This window comes from Martinezella sp. CNPSo 3957, assembly GCF_057784395.1.
Window position 1 is genome coordinate 23,935 of the sequence record NZ_JBXSOU010000020.1, and the last position, 22,147, is coordinate 46,081.

21 protein-coding genes and 1 tRNA gene are annotated in these 22,147 nt (G+C 59.9%); 12 read left to right on the forward strand and 10 right to left on the reverse strand.

Going from position 1 to position 22,147, the window contains the following annotated elements:
- Positions 1-47: 47 nt before the first annotated feature.
- Positions 48-1,319, reverse strand: coding sequence for a 4-aminobutyrate--2-oxoglutarate transaminase (locus AC13QE_RS29290; RefSeq protein ID WP_488486374.1), 1,272 nt, complete (start codon positions 1,317-1,319; stop codon positions 48-50).
- Between the two features lie 218 nt (positions 1,320-1,537).
- Between AC13QE_RS29290 and AC13QE_RS29295 the strand changes: the two genes are divergently transcribed.
- The 3 genes from AC13QE_RS29295 to AC13QE_RS29305 all read left to right on the forward strand — a co-directional run bounded on the left by AC13QE_RS29295 (position 1,538) and on the right by AC13QE_RS29305 (position 5,005).
- A complete protein-coding gene (locus tag AC13QE_RS29295) occupies positions 1,538-2,368 on the forward strand; it encodes a MerR family transcriptional regulator (protein WP_488486375.1) in 831 nt (276 codons plus the stop codon).
- A gap of 81 nt (positions 2,369-2,449) precedes the next feature.
- Positions 2,450-3,076: a ribonuclease D gene (locus AC13QE_RS29300; RefSeq protein WP_488486376.1), complete on the forward strand. Its 627-nt coding sequence runs from the start codon at positions 2,450-2,452 to the stop codon at positions 3,074-3,076.
- A gap of 237 nt (positions 3,077-3,313) precedes the next feature.
- Complete coding sequence (locus tag AC13QE_RS29305; protein ID WP_488486377.1) at positions 3,314-5,005, forward strand: hypothetical protein; 1,692 nt, start codon at positions 3,314-3,316, stop codon at positions 5,003-5,005.
- Between the two features lie 102 nt (positions 5,006-5,107).
- Here the strand turns inward: AC13QE_RS29305 and rpsA are convergent, their stop codons facing one another.
- Both rpsA and cmk read right to left on the reverse strand, forming a co-directional pair.
- Positions 5,108-6,811, reverse strand: a complete 1,704-nt coding sequence (gene rpsA / locus AC13QE_RS29310; RefSeq protein ID WP_132721766.1) for a 30S ribosomal protein S1 — start codon at positions 6,809-6,811, stop codon at positions 5,108-5,110.
- A 180-nt stretch (positions 6,812-6,991) separates the two neighbouring features.
- Positions 6,992-7,624, reverse strand: a complete 633-nt coding sequence (gene cmk, locus AC13QE_RS29315) for a (d)CMP kinase (RefSeq protein ID WP_488486378.1) — start codon at positions 7,622-7,624, stop codon at positions 6,992-6,994.
- Positions 7,625-8,111: 487 nt separating this feature from the next.
- Here cmk and AC13QE_RS29320 point away from each other — a divergent pair, with 487 nt between their 5' ends.
- Positions 8,112-8,492: a TIGR02300 family protein gene (locus AC13QE_RS29320; protein ID WP_015338257.1), complete on the forward strand. Its 381-nt coding sequence runs from the start codon at positions 8,112-8,114 to the stop codon at positions 8,490-8,492.
- A gap of 151 nt (positions 8,493-8,643) precedes the next feature.
- Positions 8,644-8,719: transfer RNA gene (locus AC13QE_RS29325), tRNA-Ala, on the forward strand.
- A 518-nt stretch (positions 8,720-9,237) separates the two neighbouring features.
- Here AC13QE_RS29325 and AC13QE_RS29330 read toward each other — a convergent pair.
- Positions 9,238-9,807 (reverse strand): Panacea domain-containing protein, encoded by a 570-nt coding sequence (locus AC13QE_RS29330; protein WP_488486379.1) that lies wholly within the window; start codon positions 9,805-9,807, stop codon positions 9,238-9,240.
- A gap of 309 nt (positions 9,808-10,116) precedes the next feature.
- On the opposite strand from AC13QE_RS29330, the gene AC13QE_RS29335 reads away from it, so the two are divergent.
- Both AC13QE_RS29335 and AC13QE_RS29340 read left to right on the forward strand, forming a co-directional pair.
- Complete coding sequence (locus tag AC13QE_RS29335; RefSeq protein WP_488486380.1) at positions 10,117-10,836, forward strand: YoaK family protein; 720 nt, start codon at positions 10,117-10,119, stop codon at positions 10,834-10,836.
- A 72-nt stretch (positions 10,837-10,908) separates the two neighbouring features.
- The gene (locus tag AC13QE_RS29340; protein ID WP_488486381.1) at positions 10,909-11,700 is read left to right on the forward strand and encodes a YdcF family protein; all 792 of its coding nucleotides are present in this window, start codon (positions 10,909-10,911) and stop codon (positions 11,698-11,700) included.
- A gap of 79 nt (positions 11,701-11,779) precedes the next feature.
- Here the strand turns inward: AC13QE_RS29340 and AC13QE_RS29345 are convergent, their stop codons facing one another.
- Positions 11,780-12,259, reverse strand: coding sequence for a hypothetical protein (locus AC13QE_RS29345; protein ID WP_132721758.1), 480 nt, complete (start codon positions 12,257-12,259; stop codon positions 11,780-11,782).
- A gap of 140 nt (positions 12,260-12,399) precedes the next feature.
- Here AC13QE_RS29345 and AC13QE_RS29350 point away from each other — a divergent pair, with 140 nt between their 5' ends.
- Positions 12,400-13,035 carry a trimeric intracellular cation channel family protein gene (locus tag AC13QE_RS29350; protein ID WP_112338929.1) on the forward strand — a complete coding sequence of 212 codons (636 nt, stop codon included), beginning with the start codon at positions 12,400-12,402 and terminating at the stop codon, positions 13,033-13,035.
- 40 nt (positions 13,036-13,075) lie between these two features.
- Here the strand turns inward: AC13QE_RS29350 and irrA are convergent, their stop codons facing one another.
- Positions 13,076-13,498 carry an iron response transcriptional regulator IrrA gene (gene irrA / locus AC13QE_RS29355; RefSeq protein ID WP_112338881.1) on the reverse strand — a complete coding sequence of 141 codons (423 nt, stop codon included), beginning with the start codon at positions 13,496-13,498 and terminating at the stop codon, positions 13,076-13,078.
- 297 nt (positions 13,499-13,795) lie between these two features.
- Here irrA and fabA point away from each other — a divergent pair, with 297 nt between their 5' ends.
- The 4 genes from fabA to AC13QE_RS29375 all read left to right on the forward strand — a co-directional run bounded on the left by fabA (position 13,796) and on the right by AC13QE_RS29375 (position 17,046).
- The gene (gene fabA / locus AC13QE_RS29360; RefSeq protein ID WP_015338264.1) at positions 13,796-14,311 is read left to right on the forward strand and encodes a 3-hydroxyacyl-[acyl-carrier-protein] dehydratase FabA; all 516 of its coding nucleotides are present in this window, start codon (positions 13,796-13,798) and stop codon (positions 14,309-14,311) included.
- A gap of 53 nt (positions 14,312-14,364) precedes the next feature.
- Positions 14,365-15,588, forward strand: coding sequence for a beta-ketoacyl-ACP synthase I (gene fabB / locus AC13QE_RS29365; RefSeq protein ID WP_488486382.1), 1,224 nt, complete (start codon positions 14,365-14,367; stop codon positions 15,586-15,588).
- A gap of 4 nt (positions 15,589-15,592) precedes the next feature.
- Positions 15,593-16,399, forward strand: a complete 807-nt coding sequence (gene fabI / locus AC13QE_RS29370; RefSeq protein WP_112338882.1) for an enoyl-ACP reductase FabI — start codon at positions 15,593-15,595, stop codon at positions 16,397-16,399.
- Between the two features lie 77 nt (positions 16,400-16,476).
- Positions 16,477-17,046 carry a GNAT family N-acetyltransferase gene (locus AC13QE_RS29375; protein WP_488486383.1) on the forward strand — a complete coding sequence of 190 codons (570 nt, stop codon included), beginning with the start codon at positions 16,477-16,479 and terminating at the stop codon, positions 17,044-17,046.
- A 52-nt stretch (positions 17,047-17,098) separates the two neighbouring features.
- Here AC13QE_RS29375 and AC13QE_RS29380 read toward each other — a convergent pair whose 3' ends face one another.
- The 4 genes from AC13QE_RS29380 to AC13QE_RS29395 all read right to left on the reverse strand — a co-directional run bounded on the left by AC13QE_RS29380 (position 17,099) and on the right by AC13QE_RS29395 (position 22,069).
- Positions 17,099-18,115, reverse strand: coding sequence for a class I SAM-dependent methyltransferase (locus tag AC13QE_RS29380; RefSeq protein ID WP_488486384.1), 1,017 nt, complete (start codon positions 18,113-18,115; stop codon positions 17,099-17,101).
- Positions 18,116-18,331: 216 nt separating this feature from the next.
- Positions 18,332-20,470 (reverse strand): polyribonucleotide nucleotidyltransferase, encoded by a 2,139-nt coding sequence (pnp, locus tag AC13QE_RS29385; RefSeq protein WP_112398691.1) that lies wholly within the window; start codon positions 20,468-20,470, stop codon positions 18,332-18,334.
- Between the two features lie 325 nt (positions 20,471-20,795).
- The gene (gene rpsO, locus AC13QE_RS29390; protein WP_015338271.1) at positions 20,796-21,065 is read right to left on the reverse strand and encodes a 30S ribosomal protein S15; all 270 of its coding nucleotides are present in this window, start codon (positions 21,063-21,065) and stop codon (positions 20,796-20,798) included.
- A 152-nt stretch (positions 21,066-21,217) separates the two neighbouring features.
- Positions 21,218-22,069: an alpha/beta fold hydrolase gene (locus AC13QE_RS29395; RefSeq protein ID WP_488486385.1), complete on the reverse strand. Its 852-nt coding sequence runs from the start codon at positions 22,067-22,069 to the stop codon at positions 21,218-21,220.
- Between the last annotated feature and the right edge of the window lie 78 nt (positions 22,070-22,147).

Below are 22,147 nucleotides of genomic sequence, written 5' to 3' on the forward strand. Positions count from 1 at the left end.
CGGCTGGCCGCGCGGGCGGATAATTAAGAAAATGCTGATGGCGGCGATTAGTGGGCGGCGCTTGCCTGCAGCAGCGATGCCTCGAGAATGTCGAGTGCTTCGCTGAAGACGCCGTCCTGAATGGTGATCGGCGACAGGAAGCGGATGACATTGCCGTAAACACCGCAGGTCAAAAGGATCAAGCCCTTGTCGAGCGCGATCAGCCGCACCTTGTTGGCGAAATCCGCGCTCGGCAGCTTCGTCGCCGCATCGTTGAATTCCACGGCATTCATGAAGCCGGGGCCGCGGATATCGGCGATTTCAGGCACCTTGTCGCGCAGCGATTCCAGCCGCTGCTTCAGGCGCGAACCGAGCTGGTTGGCGCGGTCGCATAGGCCCTCGTCGGCGATGACGTCGAGTACCGCATGGGCTGCGGCGATGCCAAGCGGATTGCCGCCATAGGTGCCACCGAGGCCGCCCGGAGCGGGTGCATCCATGATTTCGGCTCGGCCGGTGACGGCGGCGAGTGGAAAGCCGCCGGCAAGGCTCTTTGCCATGGTGACGAGATCGGCCGCCACCTCATGGTGGTCCATCGCAAACATCTTGCCGGTGCGCGCAAAGCCGGTCTGCACCTCGTCGGCGATCAGGAGAATGCCGTGCTGGTCGCAGATCTCGCGCAGCGCTTTCATGAAGGCGGCTGGCGCGGGATAGAAGCCGCCTTCGCCCTGCACGGGCTCGAGGATGATCGCGGCCACACGCTGTGGATCGACATCGGCGGCAAACAGCTTCTTCAGTGTCGCCAGCGACTGCTCGACACTGATACCGTGCAGCGGCACCGGGAAGGGTGCATGGAAAACATCGCCCGGCATCGGGCCGAAGCCGATCTTATAAGGTGCGACCTTGCCGGTCAGCGCCATGCCCATGAAGGTACGGCCGTGGAAGCCGCCGCCAAAGGCGATGATGGCAGAGCGGCCGGTGGCGGCGCGGGCGATCTTGACGGCATTTTCGACCGCTTCGGCACCCGTCGTCACGAAGATCGTCTTCTTGGCGAAATCGCCGGGAACGATCGCGTTCAGCCGCTCGGCCAGATGCACATAGCTCTCATAGGGTACGACCTGATGGCAGGTATGCGTAAAACGGTCGAGCTGTTCCTTGACGGCGGCAATCACGCGGGGATGGCGATGGCCTGTATTCACCACAGCAATGCCGGAAGCGAAATCGATATAGCGATGCCCTTCCTTGTCCCAGATCTCAGCATTTTCGGCACGGTCGGCATAGATCTGCGTCGTCATGCCGACGCCGCGGGAAATGGCGGCGTTCTTCCGCTCGGTCAAGGTCATTGCAGTGGCTCCCACATGTTTTCGAATTATCTTGCAGAAGTTCTGCAAGTTATTTACAAAACTCCTACATTTTTCCTGTAGGATTTCAAGCGGGATTTTGTGAGAGAGACAAGAATGCGCCGAAGGCTGGCAGAAGGTTGCCGCTTTCCTTTAAGGCGCGCTAAGTCGCTTCATCCGTGCTAAACGGATCGAAAAACGATAACCAGGGATCTTGGCGAATGAGCAGCATCGAGCCGGAGCGATATCCGGTGCGCTACAAGGTGGCGGAAGCGGCGCGTCTTGCCGGCGTGTCGGCCTCCACGCTGCGGCTATGGGAAAGCCAGGGGCTTGTGGTTCCCTCCCGCTCCGAGACCGGGCACCGCCAGTATAACGCCGAGGATGTGGCGCGACTGAAGCGTATTGCATGGTTCCGCGCCGAACGTGGCCTCAATCCTGCGGCGATTCGCGAAGCACTCGAGACGGAGGAAGGCGGTGCCGCCGGATTGGAAAATGGCGAGCAAGCAGCTTCCTCCGATATCGGCCGCAGGCTCCGGTCGCTCCGTCATGCCGCCGGCAAGACGCTGGATCAGGTCGCCGCCGACATGGGCATGACCTCCTCGACGCTGTCGACCCTGGAACGCACCTCGCAAGGCGTCAGCTTCAAGACCCTGCATGATCTGGCTGATTATTATGGCACGACGGTATCGCGCCTGTCCGGCGAGGAGCGGGAGGATGCTTCCGCGCTCGTCCGATCCGGCGAATGGCGTGCCTGGCCGGCAACGACGCCGGGCGTCACTGTCCAGCTTCTCGCCGAAGGACGGACGATGATGGACTGCCATCGCTTCGTGCTCGCACCCGGTGCGACGAGCGAGGGTGCCTATCGCCACGAGGGCGAGGAGTTCATCCATGTTCTCGCCGGTCACCTGGAGCTGGTGCTCGACAGCGACCAGTTCTTCGATCTCCTGCCAGGCGATTCCCTTTATTTTGAAAGCCGCCGCTATCATTCCTGGCGCAATCGCCATGACGGTGAGACCATACTGCTCTGGATCAACACGCCGCCGACATTTTAACCGGCCGGTATGGTTCTCATCCTCTCCGTTCTATAGAACGGACGAAAAGCGAATTCAGAACGACAGAGCCTGGAGAATCTCATGGCTGCCACCATCCGCTATCACGAAGGCGATATTTCCACTGAGGATGCCGCCCGCTACACCGGCGCCATTGCCATCGACACCGAAACTCTCGGCCTCGTTCCACGGCGTGACCGGCTTTGCCTCGTGCAGCTTTCGCCCGGCGACGGCACGGCTGACATCATCCGCATTGCGGCTGGCCAGACGCAGGCTCCCAATCTCGTTGCCATGCTGGCCGACCCGACGCATCAGAAGATCTTTCACTATGGCCGCTTCGACATCGCCGTGCTGTTTCACACCTTCGGCGTCACCACGACACCGGTCTTCTGCACCAAGATCGCCTCGCGCCTCTGCCGCACCTATACCGACCGTCACGGCCTGAAGGACAATCTCAAGGAGATGCTCGAGGTAGATATCTCCAAGGCGCAGCAATCGTCCGACTGGGCGGCGGAAACGCTGTCCCCGGCGCAGCTCGAATATGCCGCATCCGACGTGCTTTATCTGCATGCGCTGCGTGAAAAGCTGACGCAACGCCTGCTGCGCGACGGCCGCATGGACTATGCGGATGACTGTTTCGCCTTCCTGCCGACGCGCGCCAAGCTCGACCTCCTTGGCTGGGAAGAGGCGGATATCTTCGCGCATAGCTGATTGCTTCGCTTGCAGCGCGAAGTCCAGGGGCCAGTGTCGCGGAAGTGGCATTGGTCCTTTTATTTAGGGATCTGTTAAGGATTCGACTGCTATTTTGCGGATGATTTCCAGTTCTGCGCGTTCGCGCCTCGTCAGTTCGGTCATCCGGCGCTAGGAAATCCACAGGCCGCATGAGCGGACCTCGATTGAACCTGCTTTCCGCTTCCATCGTCGTCTTGCCAGACAAAGGAGCATGTCATGTTGCTTCCCGTTGGTGCCGTGTCCGCTGTGGGTGTGTCCGTTGAGAAGCCGATTGCCGCGACGGCCGAGACCTCCGGGCTTCAGACGACGGCAACGCCGCTCGCCGTTCTATCGAGCACCGTCAATGCCAGCGTCGAGGGAAAGCTGAACATGCTGCTGGTCGCGGCCCGCGAACGCATGCTCGACAGCCTGCTTTCCGCGATCGATGCCGCCAGCAAGGTGGTCAATGTTTCCCGTGAGCCGGGCGAAAGCAATACCGCCTATGCGCAACGTGTAGCCGCCGCAATCCGCAGCCTGACGCCGCCGCAACTCGCCGCCGCGCAGCAGCGAATGGATGCGCAGATGAGGACGCCATTGCCACTGCCGCTTCTGGCAGCGGCATTACAGGATCCGGAAAGCCCGCAGGCGGTGCAGCTGGCTCTCAGCCTGGAGCAGGCGTCGGTCACCGAGCCGGACGCCGTCCTGAAGGCGGTCGTCAATTCCTATGGGCAGAATGCCGGCAAAGTGGAAACGCCAGCTGCGCAGGGACCGACATTGGCTCCGCTGCAGAAGGTAGCCGATCTGGTCGCTCAGGCGACGGCACTCGCAGCTGCCGCAGAAGAACCGGCCTCCGCTATGCCCGCACCTGCGCCTGCGCCGGCCACACCACCGACGGCTCAGCCTGCTGCACAGCCGGCACCTGCGGCGCAGCCGACGTCACAATCGGGCATGTCCGTACAATCTCAATCCGCGCTGGCTGCTGCGCAGATGGCTCCGGCGCAAGCGGTTGCACAAAACGGTACTATCGCCGCCCCGCAAGCCGCGCCTGCCGGCAGCGGTGCCGCTGCCGCTGCGGCCGTCACTGTCCAGCCTTCCGCACTCGCTTCTCTCGTCGATGATTTGACCGCGAGCGTGCTGCTGACGGCGATCGCCGCTGAAGCCGAGCTCCCGACCGAAGTCGCGCTGATCCGGTCGCCGCTCGTGCCGCCGCCGGTGCCGCGCGATATCCAGCAGATAGAAGCCGACATCAAACAGGGCCTGCAGGTCGTGATTAGCGCGCCCGCGATGGCGACCGGTTCCGATCTTCTTCAGATCATTAACAATCCTTCCTCTTCCGTCGAGAAGATCATCGCCCAGGCACTGACCGGCAATGCTGCCGCGCAAGCCTCATCGGCGCAGCCGCCGGCCGTCAATGAAGGTGCCAAGAGCCCGGTCGCGGCGGCGGCCATGCCGGTGTCACTGGCGGAAGGACCCGAGGCATCCGACGCTCTTGCCATCGCTTCCGGCAAGCCGACGTTGCAGGCGTCGCCTGTAACGCCGATGGCAGTGTATGAGGCTGCGGAGCAGGCGACGATGTCGGCACCCCTGCCGCTCGGCGTTCCCTTCGTCGTGGCGAATTATTTGCCGGCAGACACCCCCGCCAAGAACAGCGAATCGAAATTGCTCAATCGCGTCGATCCCGTCGGCGATGAGGAGGGCGGACAAGCTCAGGACGAGGAGAGCCGGCAAGGTCAGGATGAAGAGCACGCCGATGCGGAGGAAGCATCGGCAAAGTCAGAGAGCGAGGCATCCGACGAAGCGGAAGCTGGCCCGGCCTCCGCGAGGGACGATAATGTCAGGCCGGAACTCGCTGCCTTGCCGCAGCCTCTGCGCGACCCTCTGCACGACCATGCCTTCGATTTCTACCAGCGCATGGTCGCCTGGGAATAGCCGGCTCGCAGCAGACAGGCGGCACGGGCACCGCATAGTGGACAAAGAAAAACCCGCCGGATCGCTCCGGCGGGTCTTTTGTTTCCAGGCTTCGACCGAAGATTATTCGGCGTTGCGGTTCTTCAGAGCCGCACCCAGGATGTCGCCAAGCGAAGCGCCCGAGTCGGAAGAACCGAACTGAGCAACGGCTTCCTTCTCTTCTGCGATTTCCAGAGCCTTGATGGACAGCATGATCTTGCGGTCCTTCTTGGAGAAGTTGGTGACGCGAGCGTCAACAACCTGACCAACCGAGAAACGCTCAGGGCGCTGCTCGTCACGGTCACGCGACAGATCGGCGCGGCGGATGAACGAGGTGATGTCTTCGTGGTTGACGAGCTTCACTTCGATGCCGCCTTCGTTGACTGCGATGACTTCGCAGGAAACGACTGCATTCTTGCGCAGGTCGCCGGAAGCTGCTGCTTCGCCGACTGCATCCTTGCCGAGCTGCTTGATGCCGAGCGAGATGCGTTCCTTCTCGACGTCAACGTCAAGAACGACAGCCTTGACGACGTCACCCTTGTTGTACTCTTCGATGACCTGCTCGCCCGGACGGTTCCAGTCGAGGTCGGAGAGGTGAACCATGCCGTCCACATCGCCGTCGAGGCCGATGAACAGGCCGAATTCGGTCTTGTTCTTGACTTCGCCTTCGACTTCGGTGCCAGCCGGATGGTTGCGGGCGAATGCTGCCCACGGGTTTTCCAGCGTCTGCTTCAGGCCGAGAGAGATACGACGCTTGGTCGGATCCACTTCGAGAACGACGACTTCGACTTCCTGGCTCGTGGACAGGATCTTGCCGGGGTGAACGTTCTTCTTGGTCCAGGACATTTCCGAGATGTGGATGAGGCCTTCGATGCCCGGCTCCAGCTCGACGAACGCACCGTAGTCGGTGATGTTCGTGACGGTACCGGAGATCTTCTTGCCTTCCGGATACTTGGCCTGGATGCCATCCCACGGATCGCTCTCGAGCTGCTTCATGCCGAGCGAGATGCGGTGGGTTTCCTGGTTGATGCGGATGATCTGCACCTTGACCTGCTGGCCGATGGACAGGATTTCCGACGGATGGTTCACACGGCGCCATGCCATGTCGGTGACGTGCAGCAGGCCGTCGATGCCGCCGAGGTCAACGAACGCACCGTAATCGGTGATGTTCTTGACGACGCCGTCAACAACCTGGCCCTCTTCGAGGTTCTGAACGATTTCAGAACGCTGCTCGGCACGGGACTCTTCCAGAACCGTACGACGCGAAACGACGATGTTGCCGCGGCGCTTGTCCATCTTGAGGATTTCGAAGGGCTGCGGGTTGTGCATCAGCGGGGTAACGTCGCGGATCGGACGGATGTCGACCTGCGAACGCGGCAGGAAGGCGATAGCGCCATCCAGATCGACGGTGAAGCCGCCCTTGACCTGGTTGAAGATGACGCCTTCGACGCGCTCGCCAGCTTCGAACTTGACTTCGAGCTTGATCCAGCTTTCTTCGCGGCGAGCCTTTTCGCGCGACAGAACGGCTTCGCCAAGCGCGTTTTCGATACGCTCGACGTAGACTTCGACTTCATCGCCAACCTTGAGCGTGCCGTCCTTGGCGCGTGCACCGAATTCCTTCAGCGCGATGCGGCCTTCGACCTTGAGGCCGACGTCTACAACGGCGACATCCTTTTCGATGGCGGTGATGATGCCCTTGGTGACATAGCCTTCAGCCAGATCGTTCTTGGCAAAGGATTCTTCGAGAAGGGCCGCGAAATCTTCGCGAGAGGGGGAAGTTACAGACATAAAATCTCCTGGCGTGTCCCGATCATGCAATCTGGACACTGATGCGCCGGTGGTTCGCGTTGAACAGGCCTGACCCCAGTCCGCCTCCCTTCGGGAAGCTATCCGGCGCTTGGACGGAATGTCAGGCTATCTTGAAATCGGCGGTTTCCGGCGCGAGGCGCGCGAAGGCCGCTCAAATTTTCAGGCATTTCGGCTCAGAGCGGCGTCGATGATCGATTTCGCCGTCTGAAACGCCGCTTCTATACTCATTTCTGAGGTATCTAGCAAGTGCGCGTCTTCAGCTGGTTTCAAAGGGCTGTCGGTGCGTCCCATATCGCGCTCGTCGCGCCGTTTCACATCCTCGAAAATGGCGTCGTAATCGGCGCTGCCGCCGGCGTCGACGATTTCCTCGTAGCGCCGCTTCGCCCGCACTTCGACCGAAGCCGTCACATAGAGTTTTACCGGCGCATCCGGGCAGACCACGGTGCCGATATCGCGGCCGTCGAGCACGGCACCTGGCGTCTTTTCGGCAAAGCGACGCTGCGCCTCGACCAGAGCCCGGCGGACGGCCGGCATGACGGCGATTTTCGAGGCTGCCTCGCCGATCTCGTGTCGGGACAGAACGGCCCGGTTAAGCCCGGCGAGATCGACCTTGCGCGCCATGCCTTCGGCAGTCGCTTCGTCGTCGAGCGGCAGCCCGGCATCGAGCAGCGCCTTGGCCGTGGCGCGATAGGTGAGGCCGGTGTCGAGATGATGATAGCCATAGGCTTCGGCGATCCGGCGTGCCAGAGTTCCCTTGCCGGCAGCCGCTGGTCCGTCGATGGCGATGATCATGTCTTCTTCCGTCCCTACCCGGTCTTTCGTTATTTGCTTGGCGATGCAGCAGATCGGTCATTTCCGCTGCCTCCGTACGATCGATCGTCGTGAGGCCTTCGGCGACGCTCTGCGGTAGCCAGGGCCGGTTCTGGCTCACCTTCCACTTGTCGTCAATCATCTCCATGGCAATTGTCGATGATGCCGACAACGCCTTTCATCTGGGCTGCGATGAATTCCGGCGGTGTATCTTTCCAATATCTATGGCTCAGCGCGCCTGGGCCATTGCATTTTCCGGGTGAGCATCTCCTCGACGGCCTTCCGCTTCGTGTAGCCCTTTGGCAGAGGCCCGCCGACCACTATACTAAAACCCTATGCAAAGCGGCGTGAACTTTAGCTTTGACAGAAACGGCGGCAACGATTAAGGGGACCGGCTGATATTTCCCTTAAAACGCCGGCTTCCCCGGCATTGCCGAATTTTCATTCGGCCATTCATGAGGCTTTGACAGTGGCGAAAGCGGAACTTGGAACAAAACGTACCGACCCCGATACCGGCAAGAAGTTCTATGACCTGAACCGGGATCCGGTGGTCTCGCCCTATACCGGCAAGTCCTGGCCCTTGTCCTTCTTCGAAGAAACCTCCGCTTCCAAGGAAGTTCCGGAAGAGGACGAAGTGGCCGAAGTCGATACCGAAAACACGGAAGTCGAACTGGTATCGCTCGAAGATGCCGATGAGGCTGCAAGCGGCGACGACATTCCGGATATCGGCGATGACGATGTCGAAATCGGCGACGATGACGACGATACCTTCCTCGAAGCCGATGAAGATGAAGACGATGACGACATGAGCGACATCATCGGCGTCACCGGCGACGAAGACGACGTCTGATCTGAAAGACGATCGGCCCGGTGAAAGAAAAAATTTCCCGGGCCGAATTTTTCGGCTTGCTATCTGTGAAAACCACAAGTAATAAGCCGCCACCCCGACGGGCGAAGCGCTCGGAAGGGACCCAGGGCCGGTCAAACGGCACCATCTTGATGGGGCTATAGCTCAGCTGGGAGAGCGCTTGCATGGCATGCAAGAGGTCAGCGGTTCGATCCCGCTTAGCTCCACCAGCCTTCGCTCTCCGAGCTTCGGTTCGGCAAGCCAGTAGACGAAGGCTGTCGCGCTGAAGTTACGCAGTAACGAAAGCGGGTTCTTATGTAGATAACCTCACGGACATTCTGCTAAATCACCTACAGTCCCAAAGACGCCAAATAATTGATTACATATTTTGGGGTCATGTCCGACGCGCGGACACCTTCTAATGCCTTGTCTGTAAGTCCACCGTCCATGCTTGCCTTTGGATGGTAAACCCAACCGTCAACGCATTTAGCTATCGATTCACAGTTCTTCACCACTGAGTGTCGATAATCCACATAACTGTCAGCTTTAATGAATTCGTGGCAATTGGCTGGAAGCATACAAGTGGGATCGTACCAAATCCCATCTCGAATGGTCGAAACCGTCAAAAGCAAGCATTTGCCTGCCGCGCAAGGATCGGTCGAAACAATGTGGAGGTGGAGTCCATCCTCCGACCGGTATGAACCAGATGGTACTAAAAATGTTGCACGGCGAGCGACGACGTAAGTCATTAATCCCTAAGAATGCTGGAGAGTTTACGATCCGTTGCAATCTTACGGTCAATGCCATTAACGTTTTCTTTACCAATCGCTTTTAGCAGCCGCTCATAAGGTATTGGCGTTGATGAGCCATGGGGATCTTCCCATTCCAAGCAGTGCCTATGTGTGTATTCAACCAGTTGCCATTGGTCCATATGTCCGAATTCGACCCAAACCTCTTCTAGAGTTCGGACTTCAGCGCGACTAAGTTCATCAAGCGCTTCGATTTGAATGTCGGCATCAGCCAGCCCAACGAAATGATTCTCTCTGTCTGTAACGAACTCGTTCCAACCGGTGTCCGGCGTGAAACCGTTTATCTTGTTAAGCGTAGTGGAATTTACGGGACCGTTGTCCATGGACACAAGCTGATCATTCAGCATCGAGGAATCGTATTTCGCGATGAAGCTGCGGTCCGCTAAGTAGACCAATTTAACAAGCTTAAGAATATTAATTCGGCCGCCTTGCCGCTTTGCAAAGAAGGCCGCTATCTGTGCGGCTTTTTTGGAGTTATACCAGTGGGCCATAGTGTCAAAACCTGTCATTGTTCGGAGCACTATACACCGGAATTGATTCGGTGAGAACATGCGATGCTAAAAAGTCAATCCCGAATCATTACAAGAGGACGGACTTCCGTATTCTTTCGTGGGGTTGCCCGTTGGAGGGGGACGCATGGCGGCACCTTTGAGTGGCAATAGCTCCTAGAATATTCCATATCAGCTTGTTACAGAATAATGCGTTCGCAGCGAGGCGAAAATGCTTGTCATGAAGGACAACAATAGGTCGGGTGTCTCGAGCTATATCCTCGCCTTCATGCTACCCTCCAATCCTCCGTAACTCGCCCCGAATCGCCCATGACCAGACAGCGCCGCCGTCGTCTCATCAAGACCCGCCGTACCGTGACGGGGTTTCTGCTCGTTGCCTCGATCGCCTTTCTGGCGGGCATGACTGATGCCGTCGGCCTGATGCTGACGGGCAATTTCGTGTCCTTCATGACCGGAAATACGACACGGGCGGCGATTGCCCTCGGAATGGGCGAGTTTGGTCATGCGGCGGTGCTGTTCTCGGCCATCCTGACATTCATCATCGGCAATGCGCTCGGCATCGTCATTGCCCATGCGGCGGATCGGCGAGCTTTCGTGGTGCTTGCCTGCGTCAGCATCCTTCTGGCCGCTGCCGCGGGCTTTGCGGAGCCGTCGCTGCTTCTGGTGCAGTTCTATCTGGTGGTTCTTGCTATGGGGATGGTCAATGCCACGGTCGAGCATATCGAAGGCCTGCCCATCGGCCTCACCTATGTTACCGGGGCGCTGTCGCGCTTCGGGCGTGGTCTTGGCCGTTTCCTGCTGGGGGATCGGGATTTTCTCTGGACGGTGCAGATCGTGCCTTGGAGCGGCATGATATCAGGCGCCATCATCGGCGCGCTTCTGGCCGGCGCCTTTGGCGCACACGCGCTCTGGCTGGTGTCGATGGTCGCGCTTGTCCTGGCGCTGTCGACGCTTTTCATCCCCCGTCCGCTGCAGCGCCGCTTCAATCAGCGCTTCGCGCCGCCGCCGCTGGCACGGCGGGCGAAATAGCCACATTGCAGTGCACAAAAATCTGCTAGGGAGTAAAGCGAATCGTTTTGCCGACAAGCGTGAGGATGTGCCGTGTTCGTTTTTTCGAAACTTGTCTGGATCTTCGGTCAGCCGCTGTCGCTGGCCTTCTTGTTTGTCCTGTTGGCATTCATCGCCGCTCTGCTGCGCTGGCGAGCAACCGTCATCACCTCGGCGCTCTTGTCGGCGCTGATCCTGTTTGTCTCGCTTTATACGACGGCCGGCGCCTATGTCGTTCAAACGCTCGAAGAGCGCTTTCCGCATCCGGCTGCCGATCCCGTCGATCTCAAATGCATGATCGTTCTCGGCGGCGCCACGCAGAACGAGGTGACGACGGTCCGAGGCGGCTACGAACTCGATTCGGCCGGCGATCGCCTGATCGAAGCGCTGCGTCTCGCGCAGAAATACCCGCAGGCGCGCATCGTGATCTCGGGCGGCGACGGCTCGATCGGCGGCACCTATGAGGGCGATGCCGTGATTTCCGAGCGTTTCTTCACCGCGCTCGGCATTCCGACAAGCCGCATGGTCGAGGACAAGACCTCGCGCACCACCTTCGAGAATGCCGTCAATACGAAGGAGCTGCTGGCGCAGAACGGGCTTTCGGATTGCCTGCTCATCACTTCAGGCTTCCACATGCCGCGCTCGATGGGCATTTTCCGCAAGCAGGGCATCAATGTCGTGCCCTGGCCGGTCGACTATCGCAGCACCGGCAAGGAAAGTCTCGGCTTCGATTTCACACAGCCCTCGCGCAATGCGCAATTGCTGGCGACCGGATTGCGTGAATGGGTCGGTCTGGTCGGCTATTACGCCGCCGGCCGCACCTCCGCCCTGTATCCAGGACCATAACCACGTGACCGGACCGTTACCACGTGTCCGGACCGTTACCATCTGTCCGGCCTGGAATGACGTGTCCGCGCCGTAAAACCTATTTCTGGGATATGGTAACGAATTTGGTGCCGCGCACTCTGACGGTGATCTCGCAGACCGCTTCGCCATCCTTGCGGTCGCAGAAGCGCGGATGCATCTTCATGACCAGCACCATGTTTCCGAAACGCTGGATGAAATCGTAGCCATAGATCTTCGCCGTGGCGATCATCAGGTAGCCGCCTTCGGCCACCTGGACATAGAAATTGTAGGGGCAGCCTTCGTCAGTGCAGTAGGGTCCCTTTTCGCCCTTGCAGGTGATCTCACCTTCATTGACGACGATATCCATCAGCTTGTCGTTGTTGATGTCCTGCTGGGTGGCGAATTTGTCGCCGAAGCTCACCTGGCCGTCGCAGCTCTTGGTGAAATGGTCCTTCTCGAAGGCCACGGGGTCCTGCAGGATCGATTGCTGCGCCTCGGCCACGGCGGGCATGACCACGAGAGCGAAGAGGTTGAGGATCACGATCAGCAGGGATTTCACGGGGGATTCCTTTTCGAAGCGCCGTTACGGCCGCGATAACAGTCGCAGCCGCTGCGACATCTTTGCACGCGCCTGCTTGCGCGGCCCTTGCCGTCGTGATTCATTTCGGAAAAATCGCGGGCGTTCCGCTGGAGTTTTCGATGTCGCTTCTCTCGTTTCTTGATTATGCCGGCGTCGCCCTTTTTGCCGCAACCGGCGCGCTCGCGGCCTCGCGCAAGCAGCTCGATCTGATCGGCTTCCTGTTCCTGGCGGCCGTCACCGGCATTGGCGGCGGCACCCTGCGCGATATCGTCCTTGGCCGCGTGCCGGTATTCTGGGTGCTGAACCCGACCTATATCATCATCTGCGCCGTGGTCGGCGTTCTGGTCTTCTTCACCGCGCACCTCTTCGAATCGCGCTACCGGCTGCTTATCTGGCTCGATGCGGTGGGGCTGTCGGCCTATTGCGTGATGGGGGCGGCCAAGGGCATGGCGGCGACGGGTTCGCCCACCGTCGCCATCGTCACCGGCGCGCTGACGGCGACCTTCGGCGGCATCCTGCGTGATCTCTTGGCAAACGAACCTTCGGTGCTGCTGCGTCCGGAAATCTATGTGACCGCTTCGCTCGTCGGCGCCAGCGTCTTCACCGCCGCCAATGCAACGATGCTGCCGCTTTATGCCTCGGCGGGGCTGGGAGTGATCGCGGCCTTTGCGGTGCGCGGCGGCGCGCTCTGGTTCGGCTGGACCTTTCCGACCTATCACCATAAGCCAGGCCGGCATCCGGACGATGTAATGTGAGGGAGAATCTTGTCGCAGGTGAGCCGACGCGGCGCTTATTTCAGCGCTGCTGCTTGCGCCGCAGGCGGATCACTACATCGACATGGGCGATTTCCATGCCCTGTGGCGGCTCGGGCAGATTGTCGATCGTCAGATTGCTGATCGGAATATCCAGCACCTCGTTATGGCCTTCCACGAAAAAGTGATGGTGATCGGAGACATTGGTGTCGAAATAGGTCTTGGTGCTTTCGACAGCGAGCACGCGGATCAGGCCTGCTTCGGTAAATTGATGCAGCGTATTGTAGACGGTCGCGAGCGAGACGGGCACGCCGGCGGCAACGGCTTCCTCGTGAAGCTCTTCCACGGTCAGATGGCGGTCACCCTTGGCGAAAAGGAGGTCTCCCAGTGCGATCCGCTGCCTAGTCGGCCTTAGGCCCACATTACGCAGCCTGGTTTCGATCGCGATTTCGGCATGTTCTGCCATTCAGGGACTCCGGATTCCTGATCTCTATAATTCTTTACTAAGCCATATAACTTTTGCCTTGATTGCTTTCAATAGTTTCAATGGGGTGGGAAGGTGCTCAAAAGCCGGAAAAATCGGGCTTTTGCCGCATTTGGCACTGGTAGCGGCTCTGGCGTTCCTGTATGCGACCACCACATAAGAGCTACTGCGTTCGATCGAACGACTGAATGAGAGTGTGATGGTTACGCTTCATTTTCTGTCGATCTTGCACTAAAGCTTCACATCCATCGGCATTCATGCGGGGGAAACGGAATTTTTATGACGACGAGACAATCCAGCTTCAATTACGAGGAAATCCTGTCCTGTGGCCGCGGCGAGCTGTTCGGCCCGGGCAACGCACAGCTTCCCCTGCCGCCGATGCTGATGGTCCATCGCATTACAGATATTTCCGAAACGGGCGGGGCCTTCGACAAGGGCTATATCCGCGCCGAATACGACGTGCGCCCCGATGATTGGTACTTCCCCTGCCATTTTGCCGGTAACCCGATCATGCCGGGCTGCCTCGGCCTCGACGGCATGTGGCAGCTGACCGGCTTCTTCCTCGGCTGGCTCGGTGAGCCCGGTCGCGGCATGGCGCTTTCGACAGGCGAAGTGAAGTTCAAGGGCATGGTTCGTCCGGACACGAAGCTTCTCGAATACGGCATCGACTTCAAGCGCGTCATGCGCGGCCGCCTCGTCCTTGGCACCGCTGACGGCTGGCTGAAGGCCGATGGCGAGACCATCTATCAGGCGACGGACCTGCGCGTGGGCCTGTCCAAGGACAAGGTTGCCTGAACCGCGGCATCGCCGCCTCCACAAAGACAGATGTTTTAGAAAAGGTCATCGACATGAGACGGGTAGTTGTTACGGGTCTGGGTATTGTCTCTTCGATTGGAAACAATGCTCAAGAAGTGACCGCCTCGCTGCGCGACGCCAAATCCGGCATTTCCTTCTCTCCTGATTTCGCCGAGCATGGCTTCAAGTGCCAGGTCTGGGGCGCGCCGAAGATCGATACGACCGACCTGGTGGATCGCCGCGCCATGCGCTTCCTGTCGCAGGGCGGTGCCTGGAACCACGTCGCCATGAAGCAGGCGATCGCCGATAGCGGTCTCGAGGAAGGTGATATCACCAACGAGCGCACCGGCATCATTATGGGCTCCGGCGGCCCCTCGACCCGCACACTGATCGAGGCGGCCGATATCACCCGCAAGAACAATAGCCCGAAGCGCATCGGCCCTTTCGCGGTGCCGAAGTCGATGTCGTCGACCGCCTCGGCCACGCTTGCGACCTGGTTCAAGATCCACGGCGTCAACTATTCCATCTCGTCGGCCTGCTCGACCTCGGCGCATTGCATCGGCAATGCCGCCGAAATGATCCAGTGGGGCAAGCAGGACGTCATGTTCGCCGGCGGTCACGAGGATCTCGATTGGACCATGTCGAACCTCTTTGACGCCATGGGAGCTATGTCCTCCGATTTTAACGAGAACCATCCGGAAACCGCCTCGCGCGCCTATGACGCCAAGCGTGACGGCTTCGTCATTGCCGGCGGCGCCGGCGTGCTGGTTCTGGAAGAGCTTGAGCATGCCAAGGCCCGCGGCGCCAAGATCTATGCCGAAATCATCGGCTACGGCGCCACCTCGGATGGTTATGATATGGTAGCACCTTCGGGCGAGGGTGCGGTACGCTGCATGCGCCAGGCGCTTGCCACGGTGAAGGGCAATATCGACTACATCAATACCCACGGCACCTCGACGCCGGTGGGCGACAGCAAGGAAATCGGCGCGATCCGCGAAGTCTTCGGCGACAAGATCCCGCCGATCCAGTCGACCAAGTCGCTGACGGGCCATTCGCTCGGCGCAGCGGGCGTTCAGGAATCGATCTATTCGATCCTGATGATGCAGGAGCGCTTCATCGGCGAAAGCGCCCATATCACCGAACTCGATCCGGAATTCGAAGGCGTGCCGGTCGTGCGCAAGCGTATCGACAACGCCAAGTTCGATATCGCTCTTTCGAACTCTTTCGGCTTCGGCGGCACCAACGCCACGCTCGTATTCCAGCGCTACAACGGATAAGGCAATGACGGGAATTATGCAGGGTAAGCGCGGCCTCATCATGGGCGTCGCAAACAATCATTCGATTGCCTGGGGTATTTCAAAGGCGCTGGCAGCCGAAGGCGCGGAACTGGCTTTTACCTTTCAGGGTGAAGCTCTCGGCAAGCGCGTCAAGCCGCTGGCAGCCGAAGTCGGCTCGGATTTCCTTCTGCCATGCGACGTCGAGGATCTCGCTTCGGTCGATGCCGTCTTCGACGCCATCAAGGAGCGCTGGGGCAAGCTGGACTTCATCGTCCATGCCATCGGCTTTTCCGACAAGAACGAGCTGAAGGGGCTCTACGCCAACACCACGCGGGAGAATTTCACCCGCACGATGGTGATTTCCTGCTTCTCCTTCACCGAGGTCGCCAAGCGTGCCGCCGAACTGATGACGGAAGGCGGCAGCATGCTGACGCTAACCTATAACGGTTCGACGCGCGTGATCCCGAACTACAACGTCATGGGCGTCGCCAAGGCGGCACTCGAGGCTTCCGTCCGCTATCTCGCGGCGGACTACGGCCCGCGCGGCATTCGCGTTAACGCCGTCTCCGCCGGCCCGATCCGGACGCTCGCCGGCGCCGGCATTTCCGACGCCCGCGCCATCCTGTCGTGGAACCAGCGCAATGCGCCGCTGCGCAAGTCCGTCACCATCGACCAGGTCGGCTCCTCGTCGCTCTACCTCCTGTCGGACCTTTCGGCCGGCGTGACCGGCGAGATCCACTTTGTCGACGCCGGCTACAACATCACCTCCATGCCGACCTTGGAAACGCTGTCGAGCGCGGATACGGAATAAGCTCCCGATCTCAGTCGTGTCCTCCCGGTTTTGGCCGGGAGGATCGAATTTCCGGATATCCTTCGAGAGGATTCCCGATGACGTTTAACGACGCAGAACTTTTGGCATCGACTGATCGCCTCGTCCTCCGCCGCTTTGTGCCCGAGGATTTTGTCGCCTACAGTGCCTATCGCTCCCTGCCGGAGATCTATCGTTTTCTTTACCGCGATCCTCCCTCGCCCGAAGTGATGAGGGAGCGTTTCGATATCCGCCTGAATTCCCCTTTCTCCGAAGATGGGGATACGCTGCTCTGCGCTGTCATTCGGCGGGAGGATGGCGCCTTGGTAGGTGACGTCAGCCTGACATTCGCAAATAAGGCCGCACTTCAGGCCGAACTCGGCTATACCTCCAACCCAGCCTATGCCAGGAAGGGATATGCTACCGAAGCGGCGCAAGCCGTGATTACCCTCGGTTTTGAAAAATTCGGCTTTCACAGGATCTTTGCACGGCTGGATGCGAAAAATGCCGGATCCATTGGCGTTGTCGAACGCCTCGGTCTGCGCCGCGAGGCCCTTTTGATCGAAAACGATCGCTTCAATGGTGTCTGGGGCGACGAATGCGTCTACGCCGTGCTCGACCGCGAATGGGCCGCAAGAGCTGCGAAATGAACTTCCTGATCTCCACTCAAAAAAATGGCGGCCATCTGACCGCCATCATTCCTTATTTCTTTGCCCAGAGCACCTTGTAGCGGGCGTTGCGGCAGGTCTCGCCGAATTCCTTGAAATTCTCGGCCAGCACCGGCTCGTAGGGCAGGCCACGATTGGCGACCAGCATCAGCCGGCCGCCGCCGCGCAGCGCCGAGGCGGCCGTCTTGATCATCGCCTGGCCGAGCGAGGGCTCGGCGGCGTGGCCTTCATGGAAGGGCGGGTTCATGATGATCAGGTCGTATTTGTCCTTGACTGGCTCGCTTGTCAGATCGTGCCAGAAGAAGCGCTGGGCGACTTTCGGGCAGTGCGACAGCAGATTGGCGCGTGCGGCCTCCAGAGCGCCGTAATGGGCCTCGTAGAGGTCGATGCGCTCGATCCTTGGCGATTTCGTTGCGAGCTCGACCGAGAGATAGCCCCAGCCAGCGCCGAAATCGGCGGCATCGCCGGCAAAATCGGTCGGCAGGCGCGAGGCGAGCAGTTCGGAGCCGGCATCGACACGGTCATGGGAAAACATGCCGGGCGCCGTGGTGAAGCTGTCATCGACCAGCGTCGCCGGCTTCGCGAGCTGCGCCGTCAAAAGCTTGATATCGGCAGGCCGCGCAAACCAGAAGGCCACGCCGTGATATTTCGGCATGTGCTCGATTTCGAGCCCGAAGGCCTCGACGCGCTTGCGCAGCGGTTGGATACCATCTTCCTTGCCACCGGCAACGACGATGAGGCCGCCTTCCTTCACCCGCGACAGCGCTTCGGCGATATGATCCTCATTCTCGCCCTTGTGCTTGCCGCAGAGCACCAGCGCGCCGTCATAGCCTTCGCCTTCGATGTCAGGCGTCACGTTGATGCGCTGCGCCTGCAGCTGGCGATAGAAGGGGCGGAAGCCCTGGACGGCGGACAGCTCGGCGGCGAACCCCTCCGGCAGCGCAAAGCCCGCCTCGGCGCCGAGAAACAGGATCCGCTCGCCCTCGCCGGGTGTGTCGACAGTGCCGGAGGCAAAGGGATGGAACAGGGTCTTCAGGGCATCGCGGCTCATGGGCGTGGTCTCGTTATTGTTTCGTTGGTCGGGCTTGCTGGCAGGTATCTGTTTCCGCGCGTGCCCCTCACCCTAGCCCTCTCCCCGCAATGCGGGGAGAGGGCTAGGGTGAGGGGCCAGGCACGTAGTTTCGGCAAAACCGAACCGGCTAACCTCTTAAATATAAAAAGGGCGCGGAAAAAATCCCGCGCCCCGGAACTTGGATGAAGGCGCAGCTTATTCGGCTGCGTCGTCCTTCTTCTTGTCGGCAGCGATTTCCTGGCCGGTGGCCTGATCGACGACCTTCATGGACAGGCGAACCTTGCCGCGCTCGTCGAAGCCGAGCAGCTTGACCCAGACCTTGTCGCCTTCCTTGACGACATCCTGCGTCTTGGCAACGCGCTCGGAAGCGAGCTGCGAGATGTGGACGAGGCCGTCGCGGGCGCCGAAGAAGTTGACGAAGGCACCGAAGTCGGCGGTCTTGACAACAGTACCTTCGTAGATCTGGCCGACTTCCGGTTCTGCGACGATCGAGTGGATCCACTTGCGGGCCGCTTCGATTTCCTTGCCGGAAGAGGAGGCGATCTTGACGGTGCCATCGTCCTCGATGTTGATCTTCGCACCGGTCTTTTCGACGATTTCGCGGATGACCTTGCCGCCGGAGCCGATGACTTCGCGGATCTTGTCGACCGGGATGTTCATGACCTCGATGCGCGGTGCGAATTCGCCGAGCTGGCCACGGCTCTCGGTGATTGCCTTGGACATTTCGCCGAGGATGTGGGCACGACCGCCCTGTGCCTGGCCGAGAGCGACCTTCATGATCTCTTCGGTGATGCCGGCGATCTTGATGTCCATCTGCAGCGAGGTGATGCCGTCGGCAGTGCCGGCGACCTTGAAGTCCATGTCGCCGAGGTGGTCTTCGTCACCGAGAATGTCGGAGAGAACGGCGAAGCGATCGCCTTCCAGGATCAGACCCATGGCAATGCCGGCAACCGGCTTCGCCAGCGGCACGCCGGCGTCCATCAGGGCGAGCGAGGTGCCGCAAACCGTTGCCATCGAAGACGAGCCGTTGGACTCGGTGATCTCGGAAACAACGCGCAGCGTGTAGGGGAACTGTTCCGCCGACGGCAGCATCGGGCGGATAGCGCGCCATGCGAGCTTGCCGTGACCGATTTCGCGACGACCCGGGGAGCCCATACGGCCGGTTTCGCCAACCGAGTAGGGAGGGAAGTTGTAATGGAGCAGGAAGCGCTCTTTGTACATGCCGGTCAGGCTGTCGACATACTGTTCGTCTTCGCCGGTGCCGAGCGTGGCGACGACGATGGCCTGCGTTTCACCACGGGTAAACAGCGCCGAACCGTGCGTGCGCGGCAGCAGGCCGACTTCCGAAACGATCGGGCGAACGGTCGACAGGTCGCGGCCGTCGATGCGGCTCGACGTGTCGAGGATGTTCCAGCGAACGATCTTCGCCTGCAGGTGCTTGAAGATGGCGCCGACTTCTTCGGCCGTGTACTTGGCTTCGCCTTCTTCCGGCAGGAAGTGTGCCTTCACCTTCGCCTTGACGGCGTCGACGGCAGCGTAGCGATCGGCCTTCTGTGTGATCTTGTAGGCGTCGCGTAGTTCGGCTTCGGCGAGGCCGAGCATTTCCTTCTCGAGCTCGGAATAATCTTCCGGCTGGAAGTCGCGCGGTTCCTTGGCGGCGACTTCGGCGAGCTTGATGATCGCGTCGATGACGGGCTGGAAGCCGCGATGACCGAACATGACGGCGCCGAGCATGACGTCCTCAGGCAGTTCCTTGGCTTCGGATTCAACCATCAGAACGGCGTCCTGCGTCCCGGCGACGACGAGGTCGAGGCTCGATTCGTCCATCTCGTCGAGATGCGGGTTGAGCACGTATTCGCCGTTGATGTAGCCGACGCGAGCGCCGCCGACCGGGCCCATGAAGGGAACGCCCGAGAGCGTCAGCGCAGCCGAGGTTGCGACCATCGACAGGATGTCGGGATTGTTTTCGAGGTCATGCTGGATGACGGTGACGACGACCTGCGTGTCGTTCTTGTAGCCTTCCGGGAAGAGCGGGCGGATCGGGCGGTCGATCAGGCGCGAAACGAGCGTTTCGTTTTCGCTCGGACGACCCTCGCGCTTGAAGTAGCCGCCGGGGATCTTGCCGGCTGCGTAGGTCTTTTCCTGGTAGTTGACGGTGAGCGGGAAGAAGTCCTGGCCCGGCTTCGGCGCCTTGGCGGAAACGACGGTCGCAAGCACCACGGTCTCGCCGTAGGTGGCGACAACGGCGCCGTCAGCCTGACGGGCGATCTTGCCGGTTTCGAGCTTCAGCGGGCGGCCTGCCCACTCGATTTCGACGGTATGGATATCGAACATATCTTGTCCTTGCATGATGCGGGAAAAGGCGCCGTCGCCGACGAATTCGGCAGGGCACATCTTCGACCGCACGAAGTGTGACGCATCACGGGCAAGACAACGAGAGGCTTTCGAAATCAGGCCGAAGCGCTAGGCTTCGGCTGAAAGCATCCGGCAATCCTGCCCCATGACAGGTCAACGGTTGTTGTTGGCAGCACCGGCCCATCCGGCCTGCCGGCAGTCTCGCGTCGCACCGGCATAAGGCGCGAGGGAAACTGGTCTCAAGGGTTCATACCCTTCATAAGCATCCGGCGGACGTTCAGGTGAACGCCCGCCGGAAATTCCGTTAGCGGCGGATACCGAGGCTGGTGATCAGCTTGGTATAACGGCCTTCGTCCTTCTTCTTGAGGTAGTCAAGAAGCGAGCGCCGGCTGGAAACCATCGTCAGGAGGCCACGACGGGAGTGGTTGTCCTTCTTGTGGTCCTTGAAGTGTTCCGTGAGGTTGTTGATGCGCTCGGTCAGGATCGCAACCTGGACTTCCGGAGAACCGGTGTCGCCTTCGACGGTAGCGTATTCCTTGATCAGCGCAGCCTTGCGCTCAGCAGTGATCGACATCGGATGGTCCTTTCTATGAGAGGAGATTGAAGTCGCCAAACGCCGGGATGTCGTCCAGCATTGGCCGCGAATGCAATCAGGCATGCCTGATGCTGGCGCTGCCTATAAACCAATTGAGCGCCAATTGAAAGAGGGTTCTCCCTGGGCGCTTTTCAGCGCCCCGCCATGGTGTCCCGGATCAAGGCATTGTAGCCTTCCGGATCCTGCAGCATGGCGAAATGGCTGGCATCCTTCAGAATGACAAGCTTCGCGCCCGGGATTTCCTTCGCCATCATCTCGGTATGGTCAAGCTTCACCGCTTCGTCATGGTCGCCGATGGCAAGCGTCACCGGCACCGCGATCTTGCTGAGATCGGCTGCGGTCCATGCCGGCTGTGTCGCCCACATTTGCGAGATCTGGTTGACGAAAGCCTCATATTCGTTCGGGGTCGGCGACAGTTTTTTGTAATATTCGCCGGCGACGTTGATGTAATCGTTGAAAGTCTTGTTGCTCATGACGTCGGGCTTCACGCCGTCGGTCGTAACATTGGCGGCTTGCGCGATCACGCGCGTCAGCTTTTCGGGATGTTTCATCGCCATGTCGATGCCGATGATGCCGCCGTCAGACCATCCGACCAAGGTCACCTTGCCGACCTTCAGATAGTCGAGCAGCGCGACATAATCCGAAGTCATAAGATCGTAGCCGAAGGGTTTTTCGCTGCGCGTCGACCGGCCATGCCCGCGGCTGTCGGCGACGATGACGAGATGATCTCTCGCGAAATCGGCGACCTGAGCGCCCCAGACGTCGGCATTTCCGAGGCCGCCATGGATGAAGAGGATCGGGTCGCCCGCGCCATATTCGGCATAATACATCTTGATGTCGTTGACATCGGCCATGCCGCTCGTTTTTGGCTGCGGCATTGGCGGAAATGGCGGTAGCCCGGCCCACCGCTCGGCAGATTGGGCGTTCGCAACTGTCAGGAACAGGGAAAGGAATGCAAGTATTCCGAATGCAACTCTGCGCATGTTTGCCCCCTTTGGACGGGCCATGATGGCCCGTCGGGGAACATATCGCATCGCCATTGCCCGCAATAGCCGCTATTT

Coding starts and splice junctions, on each gene's coding strand:
- AC13QE_RS29290 (WP_488486374.1), bottom strand. CDS start 1,319: ATGACCTTGACCGAGCGGAAGAACGCCGCCATTTCCCGCGGCGTCGGC.
- AC13QE_RS29295 (WP_488486375.1), top strand. CDS start 1,538: ATGAGCAGCATCGAGCCGGAGCGATATCCGGTGCGCTACAAGGTGGCG.
- AC13QE_RS29300 (WP_488486376.1), top strand. CDS start 2,450: ATGGCTGCCACCATCCGCTATCACGAAGGCGATATTTCCACTGAGGAT.
- AC13QE_RS29305 (WP_488486377.1), top strand. CDS start 3,314: ATGTTGCTTCCCGTTGGTGCCGTGTCCGCTGTGGGTGTGTCCGTTGAG.
- rpsA (WP_132721766.1), bottom strand. CDS start 6,811: ATGTCTGTAACTTCCCCCTCTCGCGAAGATTTCGCGGCCCTTCTCGAA.
- cmk (WP_488486378.1), bottom strand. CDS start 7,624: ATGATCATCGCCATCGACGGACCAGCGGCTGCCGGCAAGGGAACTCTG.
- AC13QE_RS29330 (WP_488486379.1), bottom strand. CDS start 9,807: ATGACAGGTTTTGACACTATGGCCCACTGGTATAACTCCAAAAAAGCC.
- AC13QE_RS29335 (WP_488486380.1), top strand. CDS start 10,117: ATGACCAGACAGCGCCGCCGTCGTCTCATCAAGACCCGCCGTACCGTG.
- AC13QE_RS29350 (WP_112338929.1), top strand. CDS start 12,400: ATGTCGCTTCTCTCGTTTCTTGATTATGCCGGCGTCGCCCTTTTTGCC.
- irrA (WP_112338881.1), bottom strand. CDS start 13,498: ATGGCAGAACATGCCGAAATCGCGATCGAAACCAGGCTGCGTAATGTG.
- fabA (WP_015338264.1), top strand. CDS start 13,796: ATGACGACGAGACAATCCAGCTTCAATTACGAGGAAATCCTGTCCTGT.
- fabB (WP_488486382.1), top strand. CDS start 14,365: ATGAGACGGGTAGTTGTTACGGGTCTGGGTATTGTCTCTTCGATTGGA.
- fabI (WP_112338882.1), top strand. CDS start 15,593: ATGACGGGAATTATGCAGGGTAAGCGCGGCCTCATCATGGGCGTCGCA.
- AC13QE_RS29375 (WP_488486383.1), top strand. CDS start 16,477: ATGACGTTTAACGACGCAGAACTTTTGGCATCGACTGATCGCCTCGTC.
- AC13QE_RS29380 (WP_488486384.1), bottom strand. CDS start 18,115: ATGAGCCGCGATGCCCTGAAGACCCTGTTCCATCCCTTTGCCTCCGGC.
- pnp (WP_112398691.1), bottom strand. CDS start 20,470: ATGTTCGATATCCATACCGTCGAAATCGAGTGGGCAGGCCGCCCGCTG.
- rpsO (WP_015338271.1), bottom strand. CDS start 21,065: ATGTCGATCACTGCTGAGCGCAAGGCTGCGCTGATCAAGGAATACGCT.
- AC13QE_RS29395 (WP_488486385.1), bottom strand. CDS start 22,069: ATGCGCAGAGTTGCATTCGGAATACTTGCATTCCTTTCCCTGTTCCTG.